This is a genomic window from Foetidibacter luteolus (assembly GCF_009650435.1).
Classification (GTDB): domain Bacteria; phylum Bacteroidota; class Bacteroidia; order Chitinophagales; family Chitinophagaceae; genus Foetidibacter; species Foetidibacter luteolus.
On the sequence record NZ_VVIP01000043.1, the window covers coordinates 176437 to 191751 of the forward strand.

Genomic DNA, 15315 nt, shown 5'->3' on the forward strand with positions numbered 1-15315 from the left:
TGTACTGGTAAAGCTGTTAGTCTTTGGCGTCGTTAATTTCCAGCCAGTAACCATCGGGGTCCCGCAGCCATATTTGCTTAACGCCGTCAATACGTTTGCTGTACACCATCTGGTTGCCGCTTACATCCTCGAAAGGGATGGAGTGTTTCTTCAGGGTCTCAATAAAATCCGTTACAGATTCTACGCTGAAGCAGGTGTGGTTATTTTTGTAATACTCTTTAGGAACATCGGCGCCCTGTATAATGTGCATGGACGCACCGGGCCCGATGCGCAACCAGATATGCTTGTTATCATGAAAGGGTTCGGGAATGGTATCCAGCCCCAGTATGTTCATGTAAAAATTGCCGGATTTCTGTAAATCAACCACATAAATGGCTACGTGGTTAATACGGGCTTTGGCCTGTGCCTGGCCATAAAGAGAACAAGCCGAAAAAAAAGCGGTAAAAAGGGCAATTCGCAGTGTCATGTAGCAACAATATTAGGGCATGAATGTAGGTAAATAAGCAGTTAATTGTTTTTATCCTCGGCAGAAACTATTATTTTTGCGCCCTGCATAACGGCAATGGCCCTGTAGTTCAATGGATAGAATAGAAGTTTCCTAAACTTTAGATACAAGTTCGATTCTTGTCGGGGCTACCAAACCGGGAATAGTACTCCCGGTTTTTTATTTTCATGCGCAAGCGATTTACTATCCAGAATTTGTTTTTTGCTATTTACTTTTTGCCTTTATATTTGCAGCCCTTTTACAGGGATTTTAGCCGGTGAGGTGGATGAGTGGCTGAAATCAGTAGTTTGCTAAACTGCCGTACGGGTTAAACTGTACCGCGGGTTCGAATCCCGCCCTCACCGCAGTAGTTTAAAGCCCGCAACAGAAATGTTTGCGGGTTTTTTGTTGCGTATACCCAACCCTCCTTACCACGCATCCCTTGTTTCTCCAATAAAAAAACCGGCAATAAATTGCCGGCTTCCGGTGGGTTATGTGCTTATATAAAGTAACCAGGGTTTTATCGTACCTGGCTGTTAAAATCTAACTTACACTTCGGCCCCGCTGCCCTGCAGGTGCAGGTTTATCAGCTCTATAAGGTCTTTGCTTAAAAAGGGTTTCGATATAAAATCATCAGCGCCATACTGTTTAAAATCATGTTCCGTATCGTGATGGGCCGAGTAGAGAATTATTTTTATACCGGCTGTTACGGGGTTTTCTTTTAACTGTAAACAGACATCCCGGCCATCTTCGCCGGCCATCATTACATCCAGTATGATAAGGTCTGGATGATAGCTGCTGATAGTATCAAATATATTGTTGGGGTTATTGAGCGTTTGTATCTCGAAGTTGTTTTTCTTAAGCAATTGGGTTAAAGCTGTAAGCAGGCTGCTGTCATCGTCAACAAGTAAAAGCTTAGCCATAATTATCAGAATTAAGGATGATGGAAAAATTGCTGTAATATTAAAACAGAATTTTTCTAAGGGGCTTAAGGGGGTATTAATTAAACCCTTATTTCATTAAAGACATATTAAAACAAAAACAGTTGTTTAGTTTTTTTAACCTTTTTACTTTGTACAAAATACACAAAGCACCGACTTTCTTACCGAAAAAAACCGGTAGCCTTATAGCCTGCATTAACTAAAACATTAGCTTCACCATATCTAAAACACTAACATCTATGAAAAGAATTATCTGTGGCTGTATGGCCGTTATGCTGGTGGCAACCGCATTCAGGCAGCCGCTTCAAAGTGACTGGATTTCGCTGTTTGACGGTAAAAGCCTGAACAATTGGAAAGTGGGTGAAAACGCATCTACTTTTTCAATAGAAGATGGCGCCATAGTTGCCCACGGCCCGGTAGCCCACCTGTTTTATGAAGGCGATGTACAGCAGCACAATTTTAAAAACTTTGAGTTTAAGGCAGATGTTATGACAACGCCGGGCTCTAATGGTGGCATTTACTTTCATACCGTTTACCAGGAAGGTAGCTGGCCCAAAAAAGGATATGAAGTTCAGGTGAACAATTCTCATACAGACTGGCGCAGAACAGGCAGCCTTTATGGCATTGATGATGTAAAAGAGGTTTACGTAAAAGACAATGAATGGTACACAGAGTACATTAAAGTGGAAGGTAAAAGGGTAATTATTAAAATAAACGACAAAACCGTTGTTGATTATACGGAGCCGGATAATGTGCAGCGCCAGGATGCGGGCCGCGTTATATCCAGCGGCACTTTTGCCCTGCAGGGCCACGACCCCAAAAGCAAAGTGTATTTTAAAAATATTATGGTTAAGCCATTAGCAGACTAACACTGCAAGCTATATGTAATAAGCCCTGCAACCACCTGTTGGCAGGGCTTTTTGCTGTGCTTTAGTTGATGTACTTTTTATAAACCGCCCTTTTACCTGCCAGTAATGCAAAAGGTGTAAGCAGGGCAAACACTATGCGCTGGATAGCGTACGAAGGCTTAAACAACCTGAATTCTTTGCTGTACTTTTTTGCCAGCAACGCTACCTGTAACAGGCAGGGGTTGCCATCAGCCTTAGTTTTGTTATCACTGACCAGGCCCATAGTGGTTTCAAAAAAGAATTCTGTTGAAAGTGCCGGCGCCACTTTCCATTTTAGCACTGTTTTAGCAGAGCCATTGTTCCACATACTGTGCGTGGTGTTTTTGGGTATCTCTATGCTCATGCCCCTGGTAAGGGTTATTATTTTTCCGTTCTTTTTAATGGTAAGGGCGCCTTCCAGTACGGTAAAATATTCATGCTGCAAAGGGTGATAGTGGGCCACGGGTTCTTTGGAGTGTGGGGCATAAGAAGTAACCATTTCCAAAAAAGCCCCATCACTGTCTTCTGCCGTTGTTACAAATTCTATTGTTTGCCCCGTTTTGGGGTTACGGATTATTTTTCCTTTGTATGCCATTGGTATATATGCTGTTGAAAAAACAAAATTATTACGCTATTGGCTGGCCGTAAAACGGCGCCTGTATGAATTGAGGAAAGCGGGCAATATACTGCATTGACTAAGCAGGATGAACTGTTACATAAAGGCCCAGGCCCTGTGCCCGTATGCAGAAGTAACAGCCTGTTGCACTTTCGGGTGAGGGATTGAAGCGGATACCCCGGTGAGGCCATCGCAGCATAGCTTTTGTGCCGGAGTATGAGCGAAAAGCCCGACCCCTTGCGATAGCTTGGGGGCACCCCGTGAAAATCGCTTCAAGATTTTAATTTCACAATGCTAACAGCATCGCCCGTGGCAATAAACCCTTCGCCGCTGTGCAGCAGGTTTTGGCCAAAGTAAATACGGTTGTTGCGCATACGGTAACCAGACAGTGTTTTTAAAGGTTCTTTGGCTTTGGCAGCGGTTTGCTGGTTAATGGTCGTTATAACGCAGCGGGCACAAAGTTTTACGCCAAAGAAGCTGATGCCGTTAATGGTAAAATGCTCCATTACATCTTCCTGGTAAGGTTGCCCACCGGTAAACACAATGTTGGGCCGGAAGCGGCTGAAGGGCAACGGTTCGGCAAGGCGGCTGTTCAGGTCATCCAGCGAAGCCTGGCCAAGCAGCAGAAAAGGAAAACCATCTGAAAAGCTGGTAATTTCTTTGTTAAACGCGTACCTTGTATCAACACGCCGCTTGCTGTTATCGGGCATATACACCAGCCTGCACCGCGTGGAAAGCATGTCAGAAAACCATTCATCCGCCTCTGCACTAACCGGCAGGGCTTTGCAGCTATCGCCCCATACCTGCACTGTAACGGGCGGGCCGCCCTGCGGCTCAAAAGGTACTGCTACTGTTGATTGGTTTTGTTTATGGGTAACCAGCAAACCGCTCTGCAGCAGCGATACCTGCAGCAAAGCCATGGCGGCAATTTCCCGCTGGCTTATAAACTGGTTGTTGGCATCAACTAGCATCCACCGGCGGTCATGCTCAAGCCCGGTAGCGGTAACCTGGCCGCGGTCAACTTCAAAACCACCCAGACTTTTTACCGGGTATATGTACAAACCGCTTACAGTTAGCATGCTATTGTTATTTTATCCTGCAATTTAAGCGGCTAATAAATAGCCGTGGCGTTATGGCTAAAGCCATAAAGAAATTTTGCTTACGGACGGCATATCCGTGTGGCATCGCCTGTTGCGTCGCATTACGTTCATCTGCAACAATTCTATTTGGCTTTTATCTAAGCGAAAACTTGGAATGCATCCCTGAACATTGCGGAATATTGACAAGTTGCACAAAAACAACCTTTCATCTGAAAGGTTTTTAACACATAAGCTTCCAGGGTCATTATTTTTCAACCAGGTTTTCCGCAATAGCATACAAAGCCACATGGCTGATTAATGCTTTTGCTTTGGTTTCTTTTATAACAATGTCAACCGCATCCGCCACCGTGGATGGGAAAGTAAGGATGCGTTTGCGGCCAATGGTTGTAGCTTCTACTTCTCTTACCGTTTCGCCGTTTTTCTTTAGCAGTATGGTAAAAGAAATAACGCGTTGGCCGTACTGCACAGGCTCCTGCAGAACAATACAGTTAACAGCCGAAGTGGTGGGCAGTTTTAAGGTTGTCTTGTTATTGGTTACAGGCACATTCTTTTTAGCCAGCAGCGGCGTTTTAAAGTTTTCGTCCCGCAGTTTTTTAAAGCCAACCAACGCGGCACTGTCATGCTCGTTGAATAAGCCCCTTCTGTCCGGCGGAATATTTAGCAGCAAAGCAGAACCGCGGCCAACAGATTTAAGGTACAGGTCAAACAACTCTTCAGGTGTTTTTACCTGGTCGTCTTCTTTTGCATGGTAAAACCAACCCGGCCTTATGCTTACATCGCACTCTGACTGCAGCCATACTTTACCATACACGTTGCCCTGGTTTAGCGTATCGTTTGGCGGAGAGCCTAAACCTCTTGCAAAGCCCGCGGTATCCAGCAGGTTCCAGTTGGTTTTGCCGGCAATGCCTTTTTCGTTGCCTACCCAGCGTATATCGGGGCCAATATCGCTAAACACCGGTGTGTTGGGCGCAATGGTACGCAGGGTTTTCTCAAACCGGTGCCAATCATACACTTGTTTTTTGCCGTTAGGCCCCTCGCCATTGGCTCCATCCCACCAAAACTCAAACAAGGGCCCATACCGGGCAACTACTTCTTTCATCATGTTTACAAATACGTCATTGTATTCGTCTGTGCCGTATTTGGGGTGGTTGCGGTCCCACGGAGAAAGATAAATACCCATTTTAAGCCCGTATTCTTTACAGGCATCGCTCAGTTCTTTCAGTACATCGCCTTTTCCATTGCGCCAGGTGCTCTGCGCTACCGTGTGGGTTGAATATTTGCTGGGCCACAAACAAAAGCCGTCATGGTGTTTGGCAGTAATGATAATGCCTTTGGCCCCGGCAGCTTTGGCAATGCGGCACCACTGGCGGCAATCCAGGCTGGTAGGGTTAAAAACTTCTTCATGCTCGGTGCCATGGCCCCACTCAAGATCTGTAAAGGTGTTTGGCCCAAAATGAGCGAAAAAATAGTATTCAAGCCCGCTCCATTGTAGCTGTCTTGCGGATGGGGTTGGCCCCACAGGCTTAACATTCTGGCAAAAGCTTACACAAACAAAGCAAAGCCCGGTAAGCAGCAAATGCAATCTTTTCATAACAGGTTATGTTTTTCTGTAAGGCCAAAGTACACAAACCCCGGCCCGCAAAAAAGCAGTGGTAAAAAAGTAAGCAGGTAGGATAAAATAAAAACAGTGCTGGCTACATTTTTACCAGCAACCCCACGCCAACAAGTGATTTTAATTGCATACCCGGAGAATCATCGTTTTTACCGAAAAGCTTAACATCATCATCATAAATAAGGTCAAGGCTCCATGTAGCAGAAAGCACCCTTGATAATTTTGCCGCGAAAAGGTTAGTCATGAAAAGGTCAACATTCTGCGGATTTTTACGGTAGTTGCTAAACAGGTCCATCCTGCCTTTATAGGTAACTGTTTTATTAAGGTTAGCTGTGTAATTAATGGATGCAAAAGCACCGTATTCCATTTTACTGGTTTTACCTGTATCCACGCCATAGGCGCCCTGCGCCGATAAAATATCATCTTTTACAATTACCCATCTTGCGGTAATAGGCGATACAAATATGGAAAGGTTTTTAACCGGCTTCCAGTCTAAACCCGGGCTTAACAGCAGGTAGGCAGGGGCCAGCAGGTCAGATACAAAAACTTTGGTATCTGCGTTGGGATAATTATAGCCTTTAAAAAATTGTGTACGAAAATCCAGCAGGCCGCTAAGGTTTAGTTTGGGGTTTAAAGCATAGCCATACTTGGAAGTATAGTTAACACGGTCGTCGTTTTTACGGCTGCCCAGGCTGGTAGTGTTTACATAACCCAGGTAAATATCCAGGTTGTTATCCCAGGAATGTTTGCCTTTTTTATAAAAAGCAAACATGTTTACATAGGTATTCAGTGATAATGAAAAATTATCGCCGCCCGCTGCCCAGTTGCTAAGGCTGCCCTGTGCCACATTTAAACTAAATATGCCGCCTTTTTTCCAGACTTTATTCGTGGTGTCGTTGGGGTCTTTTTTAATGGTTTTGCCAGATTCATTTTGCAGTCCTTTAATTGTTTCATCCTGCGCCATAAGTTGAGAGGTAATGAGCAGAGAAAGGATGATCAGTGCTTTTTTCATAACAATTGTTTGGTGATAGAATGATTTACCAGTTTGCAAAAGGGCTGCCGGATTTTTTGTAAACATAAAAAAAACTGGTTTGTTCGCCGGCTTAAAGCAAAAAACCCTGCATAAAAATGCAGGGCCTAAAAGTGCTTTCAACACTTTTATGAGAAAAAAACTGATTAAAATTAGGTGTGCAGCAAATATTTGGCTCACCGCTTATGTAATAATCGGTAGAACAGCTTTGTTGTGGCGTGTACGCATGATAAAATTGCTTTACTATAAGGTAAATATGGGGAAGTATAAAAGCCCGGTTGAGCAGATATTTATTGAACATTTAATGCTAACGAAAACTTGTCATTACCACGCAAACACCCCGGCTAAAACAGGCCGGAAAAACGCTTTCTACGCATTGCATTAACCAAACAAAATATACCAACGCATGCCAAAAAATTTATACCTCAGCCTATTGCTCTGTCTTGCAGGCCTTACTTCATTGCCTGCCCAAAAGAAATTAGGCAACGAAACACCTGAACAGAAACAGCAACGAATGGCCTGGTGGACACATGACCGATTCGGCATGTTTATCCATTGGGGCCTGTATGCACTGCCCGCAAGGCATGAATGGGTAAGAAACTATGAGCGCATTACCAACGAGGATTATGAAAAGTACTTTAACCTGTTTAACCCAGACTTATTTGACCCCAAGGCCTGGGCAAAAAAGGCCAAAGCCGCCGGCATGCAATATGCAGTGTTAACCAGCAAGCACCATGAAGGCTTTACACTGTTTGACAGCAAATACACCGACTATAAAGCCACCAACTCTCCCGCCAAAAGAGACCTGATTAAAGAATATGTGGAAGCCTTTAGGGCGGAAGGCATTAAGGTTGGGTTCTATTATTCCCTGATTGACTGGCACCACCCTGATTATACTATTGACCGTGTACACCCACAACGGCCGCTTAAAGACAGCGATACGGCTTATGAGCGCCTAAACAAAGGACGGGATATGGCCAAATACCGGGAATACCTGTACAACCAGGTGACTGAAATACTTACCAGGTATGGCAAAATTGATATTCTGTGGCTTGACTTTTCTTTTCCCGGTAAATACGGAAAGGGCAGGGATGACTGGGGCTCTGTAAAGCTGCTGGAACAGATAAGAAAATTACAACCCGGCATTATAGTTGACAACAGGCTGGACCTGAACGATTATGAAGACGGCGTGGACTTTGAAACACCGGAACAGGTATCTCCCAAAGAACTGGAAAAATACAAAGGCAAAACCTGGGAAACCTGCCAGACATTCTCCGGCTCCTGGGGTTACCACCGCGATGAAAATACCTGGAAAACACACCGCCAGTTGCTGGATTTACTGATAACTTCTGTTGCCAATGGGGGCAACCTGTTGCTGAATGTTGGCCCTACCGCCCGAGGGGAGTTTGATGCCCGTGCCAACAAAGCCCTGGATAGCCTGGGCTACTGGATGCATGCCAACAGTAAATCTATTTACGGATGTACCTATGCCCCTGATGGTTTTAAAGCGCCTGAGGGCACCCGGCTTACTTATAATGCGGCTGCCAAAAGATTGTACCTGCACCTGTTTGACTATCCTGCGGGCACACTTACCTTAAGCGGATATGCAGGTAAAATAAAGTACGCACAGTTTTTACATGATAACTCAGAGTTACAGCTAAAAACCGGCAATGCGGGTGATGTGCTCTTAACCTTACCGGCTAAACCAGCCTATGATATTCCGGTGGTGGAGCTGGTGGTAGATTAGCAAAGCCATTACTATAATTTTATGTATTGCCCACCTGCCGAAAGCAGGTGGGTATTTTTTTGATACCGGTTTTGGCTTCCCATGGCAACTTTTCTTACGTTGAAAACGACTGGCAAGATTCGCCAGCGATAAAATAACAAGGATGGCTGGCCATCACTTTATCGTTTGGTTCGATGACTATTTTTTGACGGGGGTAGCTAAAATTGAAAACAATGGAAAAAACAATGTTTTAACAGCTAGACTTCTAATAACCATTCACCAGCCAATTTTTACCGTTTGTAAAATGTAGAAAAATATGTATTTACATAACTGATTAATAATCAACTGATTTATTATATCAAGAATACCTTCCTGCGCCAATTACTAAAAAAAACTTGGTACTATGTGTTGCATAGTACTTATAAATCCCCCATCTTTGTGTGGTCAAAGAGAATACGGTGAGCTGAGGGCTGAAACAAAAAGTTGCTTGCGGAGCGGAAAGTGGTGAATAGAGAACAGAACGTACAAGTGTTCCAATCTTGCTGCTTTGCCACGCAAGATTGCTCAACGAAAGCTCAACAATGATTCTACAGACGGTCAACAAATTCATTAAAACTTTCAACCCCGCAAGGGGGTGGGAGGACTTTAAAAAACTCCATGTATGGATATTCAAAACACACAAAGCCAGATGCGGAAAGGGGTATTGGAGTTTTGCATACTGTCAATAATACGCAAGGGGGAAGCTTACCCCAGTGATATTGTTGAGAGCATGAAAGCAGCCAACCTTCATATACTGGAAGGTACCCTTTATCCTTTACTAACCCGCCTTAAAAACGCCGGCTTGCTCACCTATCGCTGGGTGGAAAGCAACAGCGGCCCCCCGCGCAAATATTTTGTAATGACTGACAAGGGCCTTGAGTTTTACCATGAACTTGAAGTAACCTGGAAAGAACTGGCAGATGCCGTGGAAGCCATTACAAAAAGCAATCACCAACAAGAAATTCCCAGCGACAACCAATAAACGAACAAAACATGAAAAAGGTAATTAACATAAACTTCCAGGGCAGGGTAATTCCGATTGAGGAATACGCCTACGACATACTTAAGCAGTATGTTGAGAGCTTGCGCCGGTACTTTGCCAATGAAGAAGGAAGGGATGAAATTATTAACGATATAGAGAGCCGCATAGCTGAATTGTTTGGCGAAACCCTTAAAAAAGGCAATACCTGCATTACTGAAGACGATGTAAACGCTATTATAGCCAGCATGGGCCGCCCCGAAGACTTTGATGATGATGAGGCCAGTGTAAAAAGCCAGTTAGGCGGCGAAAGCACCGGCAGCCAGTTTCACAACACAGAAAGCGGCGCCGGCCAAAATACCCGTTACTACCGCGATGAAAACAATAAGATAATAGCCGGTGTATGTAGCGGCCTGGCCAACTATTTTAATATAGACCCGCTGGTAATACGCATTTTGTTCGTGATTTTCTCCTTTGGTTTTGGTTTTGGTTTTCTGGCCTACCTGGTATTGTGGGTGGCTGTGCCCAGCACCGCATCCCGTGTTATAGGCTCTGCCAAAAAAAGGTTGCTGAGAGATTCTGAGAATAAGATCATCGCCGGTGTGTGCAGCGGCCTATCCCACTACTTTGGCGTTAACCCCTGGATACCAAGGGTGCTTTTCCTTATACCCTTTATGTCGTTTATTTTCAGGTGGTCTCATTGGGGAATGTTCGACTTTCCACACTTTTTAAGCATCACTTTCAGCCCCGGCGCTACACTAATATACATTATCCTGTGGCTGGTACTTCCAGAAGCAAAAACGGTTAGTGAAAAACTGGAAATGAAGGGAGAAAAAGTAGACCTGAACTCCATAAAAAAAAACGTAGCTGAAGAATTGAAGGGTGTACAGGAACGTGTAACCAAATTTGGGAAAGAAGCTGCCGAAACAGCCGAAGAAAAAACAAGAAACATGCGCAGTGAAATGTCTGGTGCAGCCCGCAGCGCCTCAAGGGGTATAGGTGATGTGCTTACACTATTGATAAAGATCTTTGCCTACTTTATTGTGGCAGTGGTGCTTTTGTTTTTAATTGGTTTGCTGTTCTTCCTTGGCGTTGGGGCTACTGGTTTAATGCCTTTGAAACCTTACCTTATAAGAGAAGGCACACAAAGTATGCTTTTTTGGGGTACGCTAATACTCTTTATATGGGTACCGATAATTGGCATCATCACCTTCATTATACGCCGCATAGCCAAAATGAAGAACAACAGCCAGTTGATACGTTATGGCTTCCTGGCACTGTGGATTATTGGTTTGTTTTGCTTCATTAACCTGTTTATTTCTGTTACAAGCGATTTCAAAAGGCACAGTACGCCAACAGAAAGCTCTGTTTACTTAAGTAACCCCGGTGCGGCCAAGCTTGAATTAAGGGCCCAGCCTTTTGGCAAGTATTACAGCACCGGTAACTGGCTGCGCCTGGAACCCTTTGCCGATATTGATGAAGACACCGCTAACGTAAGAAATGTGCAGATACGCATTATAAAATCTGCTACAGACAGCTTCCAGGTTACCATGCTTAAAATGGCCAACGGCCGCGACAGGCAGGCTGCTGATGAACTGGCCAGGAAAATAAACTATCATATAGAACAAAAAGATTCGGTGCTGCTGCTGGATAAAGGCATAGCCATTACGCCCAACGAAAAATTCCGCAACCAGATGGTGTATGTTACCATAGCGGTGCCCGTAGGCAAGCGCATTGAAATTGATAACAAGGCCGGTGGCTGGGGCCGCGATGCACACTTTGGATGGGATGACGACTGGAACTGGAGGGATAATTATTTTGAAAATGCCTTTAACTGGAACCACGATGTGGAATACATAATGACCAACGACGGCCTGAAAAGAGTAGATGGCAAAGACAATGATGACCAGCATAACGACGACTACAACAACAAACTGGATGACTACAAAAAGAGCCGTGAAGAATTAGAGCGGGAACTGGAGCAGAAGCAGCAGGAGTTTGACGAGAAAAAGAAAGAAATGGAAGAAATGAAAAAGGAACTGGAAAAGCAGGTAGACAGCACCCGCTACCGCTACCAGCCATCCACACCAGACAGTGTTAAAAAAACAACCGTACAAACAGTTACACCTAACACCTCCGGCATAGGTTCCATAGCACCAGCGCAAAACTTACTGGCGAGATTCGCTATTTAAACTCGGTTAAAGTTGGGAACCACAAAGAGAACCTTGTCTTCATTGGTAAGGCAGGGTTCTTCTTTTTAAAACCGGCCGCTTACTTCCTATCCACCTACATCAGCAGGCACACGTTAACAGGCAGGCAAATTTTTATGGGCCCGGCAGAAGAACACCTATGAGGCTTTACTTGCGTCGCACTCTTCAGGGCTTTGTCCGCTAACCGGGCAGCATAGCGTAACCGGCATCAGCGTAAATAACAGTAACACACGTAAACTTAATTTTATGAACCGCATTACCATCACACCGCTAAAACGCCTTCTTATACTTATACTGGTGCTTTTGCTGGTAAGCCAGGCAAAAAGCAAAGCCCAGAAAACAGAGGTAGCCCCTTACACACAGGAGCTTGTTAACCGGTTTATTGCAAAAGACAGCAGCCTGTTCAATGCCGTTTTTAATACCTGCGATACCAAAGAGATAGAAGCCATATTGGCAAGGGACTTTGTGTACTACCAGGATAAAGGCTATTATGAGCACACTGCCATACAATCCCTGGATCAGTTTATTGCCAACATTAAAAAGAATTTTTGCGACAAAGCCACCGCTAAACCCAAAATGCGCAGGGAGCTGGTTAAAGAAAGCATAGAAGTTTTTACTGAAAACAAAACCACTGCTACACAAACAGGTACGCAGCGCTTTTATGTGGTGGCAGATGGGCAACCGGACAGGCTGGTGGAAGAATCCAAATTCTCCCGTGTATGGCAATTGCAAAACGGAGATTGGAAGATGAAGAAGGAAGTAGATTACCTGGTAACCACCCCGGCTGCAAAGCCGGCTGTGCGGCAACTGCCACATTATGTTCCGGAAGCCTATACGCCCGATGATGAAGCGCTGTACAACGAAATACTGATAATGGACAGCCTGTACTTTGACACTTACAATACCTGCAACCTTGAAAAAATGAACAGCCTGATGAGCGACAGCCTGGAGTTTTACCATGATAAAGGCGGGCTCTCTACTTCAAAAAGCGGTGTTATAGAAGCCATCAAAAACAATATTTGCGGCAAAGTATCCAGGATACTCGTTCCCGGCAGCATAGAAGTATATCCCATCAACAATTACGGCGCTGTGGAAATTGGTTACCACCGTTTTCAAAACCATGCAGAAGGTGGCTCTGTTTCCCGGCCCGGCAAGTTCATTATCATTTGGCAAAAAACCGCCGGCCAGTGGCAAATTACCCGTGTGGTAAGCCTGCATTAGTTACCGCCATTAGTTTACCCTTTAAATAAACGAAAAATGAAAAAGCCCATTTATATTATAATCGCCTTTGCAATGGTTGCCTTGCTTACCCAATGCCGCAGCCACACCCGCAACTGGCAAGCCTATTTTTGGACAAGCACAAAAACCGGCATTGCACAATACCTGTACATAAACAACGTTATGAAAGGGCAATTGCCCTACCTGTCATCCGGCCCGGATTGCGATGATGCTGCTGCAAAAAGCCGCACACTGCACCTTAAACTTAAATCCGGCACGTACGACATTACCGTTAAAGACCACGATGGTAACATTTCCTTCAATGAAACGTTAACCATACGGCTGAGCAACGGTAATAAAACCATCAGCACCACGCAGGAAGATAAAACGAATGGCAGCAGGAATGTGGTGGAAGACAACTGCCTGGTACACGAGATATATTTTTAAGCAATTATACCAACCGGTTTGCCATTGAAAGAGCGCAGAAAGATTCATCAACATTAAAATCTTTTGTATGCATTCATCAAGAGTTTTTTCTTACGAAAAAAATTTCCAGGGTTTTAGCCTTATCGCGGCGCCATTGCTTATGGGCTTATCCACTTTTTTCTGGAAAAACGGGGAGTACAGCGTACCCTCGGCAACCATGCTCATCCTGTCATTATTTTTTTGGATACCCGCGTTAACAGGTTTATTTGCCCTGCTTAATGATAAAATGCCGCGTTATTCAGTATATGGTTTGTGGGTAGCTGTATTTGGTTGTATCAGCGGTGTATGTTTTGCTTTTCTGGGTTATCTTACCAGTGTATTGAATATATCGCACGAAGCTTATATAAAAGAGCTGGCCAATTATCCCATCACATCCCAGTTACTGCTGTTTGCCACGGGGCCATTGTTTCCGTTAAGCTTAATGTTTTTAGGCATTAACCTTATACGCACCACCTCCGGCGTATGGATAGGTTTGCTGATCTTCCTGGGCGGCATAGCTTTCCCTGCCAGCCGCATCATGCGGGAGCCATTGTTGGCCCACCTGGCCGATGCACTGCTGCTGGCGCCTTGTTTAATGGTAAGTTTCAGGTTAATAACAGCGCCAAATATCAGGTCGTTTTTGCTGTAAAAAATACTATCAAAGTATGCGTTATAAAATACGAAGTGCGTTGGCATAGTCCGCTTTATTCTACCTTCCTTGTTCCTTGCTCGATATTTTACTTCTACCCGGGTCTGAAAAGCCGCCATAAAAATCCTCAGTACAAGTGAGTGACACAACGAAGATGCCATGAAATACCAAGGCCCGTCCCCCACAAAAAGAAAAGCAACTATTTAAGCGTGTAGTAATATTACATTGGTGCTTCGCCTATTTTTGCGCAAAATTTAGTTACAGAAATGAAAACAACTCCATTTACACAAAAGCACATTGCACTGGGCGCAAAAATGGCTGAATTCGCAGGTTATAACATGCCGATAAGTTATAGCGGTATTAATGATGAGCATGCAGCCGTACGCAGCAACGCAGGTGTTTTTGATGTTAGCCACATGGGGGAGTTTATACTGAAGGGCGAAAATGCACTGGACCTGATACAGCGTGTTACCAGCAACGATGCGTCTAAACTTACCAATGGCAAGGCGCAATACAGCACTTTGCCCAACAATAACGGTGGCCTGGTAGATGACCTGATTGTGTACTGCCTGGAGGAGAACAAAGTGTATATGCTGGTGGTTAACGCGTCTAACATTGAAAAAGACTGGAACTGGATAAGCAGCCATAACACCGGCAATGCAGAAATGCACAACATTAGTGATAAAACCTGCCTGCTGGCCATACAGGGGCCTGACGCCTGCAAAATATTGCAACCGCTTACAGAAGTAGATATACTTAACCTAAAATATTACACGTTTGCCAAAGGCAGGTTTGCCGGTGTTGATAATGTGCTTATAAGCGCTACCGGTTATACCGGCAGCGGCGGTATTGAAATTTACTTTGAGGATAAAGATGACAATGCTACTGTAATATGGGATGCTATATTTGAAGCGGGCAAAGCATCAGGCATAAAACCCATTGGCCTGGGCGCCCGGGATACATTGCGGCTGGAGATGGGGTATTGCCTGTATGGTAATGATATTGATGACAGCACATCTCCGCTGGAAGCTGGGTTAGGCTGGGTTACCAAACTTAATAAAGAAACAGCTTTTAGCTCTAAAGACATTTTTGCAAAGCAAAAAGCCGAAGGCATTAAAAGAAAGCTGGTGGGTTTTGTAATGATTGACCGCGGTATACCCCGCCATCATTATAAAATAAAAGACGCTGCCGGCAACGAGATTGGTTATGTTACCAGTGGCACACAGGCTCCTTCTTTAAACAAGGCTATCGGGCTGGGTTATGTAACCGTTGAAAACGCCAGCATAGACAGTGAAATTTTTATTGATATCCGTAATAATCCGGTTAAGGCTAAAGTGGTAAAGTTTCCGTTTAGTTAAG

14 protein-coding genes and 2 tRNA genes are annotated in these 15315 nt (G+C 44.5%); 10 read left to right on the forward strand and 6 right to left on the reverse strand.

Going from position 1 to position 15315, the window contains the following annotated elements:
• Positions 1-16: 16 nt before the first annotated feature.
• The gene (locus tag F0364_RS13305; RefSeq protein ID WP_153798274.1) at positions 17-466 is read right to left on the reverse strand and encodes a VOC family protein; all 450 of its coding nucleotides are present in this window, start codon (positions 464-466) and stop codon (positions 17-19) included.
• 98 nt (positions 467-564) lie between these two features.
• Here F0364_RS13305 and F0364_RS13310 point away from each other — a divergent pair.
• Positions 565-639: transfer RNA gene (locus F0364_RS13310), tRNA-Arg, on the forward strand.
• 121 nt (positions 640-760) lie between these two features.
• Positions 761-849, forward strand: a tRNA-Ser gene (locus F0364_RS13315).
• A gap of 183 nt (positions 850-1032) precedes the next feature.
• Here F0364_RS13315 and F0364_RS13320 read toward each other — a convergent pair.
• Positions 1033-1407 (reverse strand): response regulator, encoded by a 375-nt coding sequence (locus F0364_RS13320; protein WP_153798275.1) that lies wholly within the window; start codon positions 1405-1407, stop codon positions 1033-1035.
• A gap of 257 nt (positions 1408-1664) precedes the next feature.
• Here F0364_RS13320 and F0364_RS13325 point away from each other — a divergent pair, with 257 nt between their 5' ends.
• Complete coding sequence (locus F0364_RS13325; RefSeq protein ID WP_153798276.1) at positions 1665-2294, forward strand: 3-keto-disaccharide hydrolase; 630 nt, start codon at positions 1665-1667, stop codon at positions 2292-2294.
• A 61-nt stretch (positions 2295-2355) separates the two neighbouring features.
• Here F0364_RS13325 and F0364_RS13330 read toward each other — a convergent pair whose 3' ends face one another.
• The 4 genes from F0364_RS13330 to F0364_RS13345 form a co-directional block, all read right to left on the reverse strand.
• Positions 2356-2907, reverse strand: a complete 552-nt coding sequence (locus F0364_RS13330) for a cupin domain-containing protein (protein ID WP_153798277.1) — start codon at positions 2905-2907, stop codon at positions 2356-2358.
• Positions 2908-3200: 293 nt separating this feature from the next.
• Positions 3201-4007: an MOSC domain-containing protein gene (locus F0364_RS13335; protein ID WP_153798278.1), complete on the reverse strand. Its 807-nt coding sequence runs from the start codon at positions 4005-4007 to the stop codon at positions 3201-3203.
• 265 nt (positions 4008-4272) lie between these two features.
• A complete protein-coding gene (locus tag F0364_RS13340) occupies positions 4273-5619 on the reverse strand; it encodes an alpha-L-fucosidase (protein ID WP_153798279.1) in 1347 nt (448 codons plus the stop codon).
• 103 nt (positions 5620-5722) lie between these two features.
• Positions 5723-6652: a DUF3078 domain-containing protein gene (locus tag F0364_RS13345; protein ID WP_153798280.1), complete on the reverse strand. Its 930-nt coding sequence runs from the start codon at positions 6650-6652 to the stop codon at positions 5723-5725.
• A 424-nt stretch (positions 6653-7076) separates the two neighbouring features.
• On the opposite strand from F0364_RS13345, the gene F0364_RS13355 reads away from it, so the two are divergent.
• From F0364_RS13355 to gcvT, 7 genes are all read left to right on the forward strand, one after another.
• Positions 7077-8417, forward strand: a complete 1341-nt coding sequence (locus F0364_RS13355) for an alpha-L-fucosidase (protein ID WP_153798282.1) — start codon at positions 7077-7079, stop codon at positions 8415-8417.
• Between the two features lie 640 nt (positions 8418-9057).
• On the forward strand, positions 9058-9417 hold the full coding sequence (locus tag F0364_RS13360) for a PadR family transcriptional regulator (RefSeq protein ID WP_153798283.1): 360 nt from the start codon (positions 9058-9060) through the stop codon (positions 9415-9417).
• Between the two features lie 11 nt (positions 9418-9428).
• Entirely contained in the window at positions 9429-11606 is a 2178-nt protein-coding gene (locus tag F0364_RS13365; RefSeq protein WP_153798284.1) for a PspC domain-containing protein, read from the forward strand.
• Positions 11607-11870: 264 nt separating this feature from the next.
• Complete coding sequence (locus tag F0364_RS13370; protein WP_153798285.1) at positions 11871-12845, forward strand: nuclear transport factor 2 family protein; 975 nt, start codon at positions 11871-11873, stop codon at positions 12843-12845.
• 36 nt (positions 12846-12881) lie between these two features.
• Entirely contained in the window at positions 12882-13289 is a 408-nt protein-coding gene (locus F0364_RS13375) for a hypothetical protein (RefSeq protein WP_153798286.1), read from the forward strand.
• 67 nt (positions 13290-13356) lie between these two features.
• Positions 13357-13956 carry a hypothetical protein gene (locus tag F0364_RS13380; RefSeq protein WP_153798287.1) on the forward strand — a complete coding sequence of 200 codons (600 nt, stop codon included), beginning with the start codon at positions 13357-13359 and terminating at the stop codon, positions 13954-13956.
• 266 nt (positions 13957-14222) lie between these two features.
• Positions 14223-15314, forward strand: a complete 1092-nt coding sequence (gcvT, locus tag F0364_RS13385; protein ID WP_153798288.1) for a glycine cleavage system aminomethyltransferase GcvT — start codon at positions 14223-14225, stop codon at positions 15312-15314.
• Position 15315: the final 1 nt, after the last annotated feature.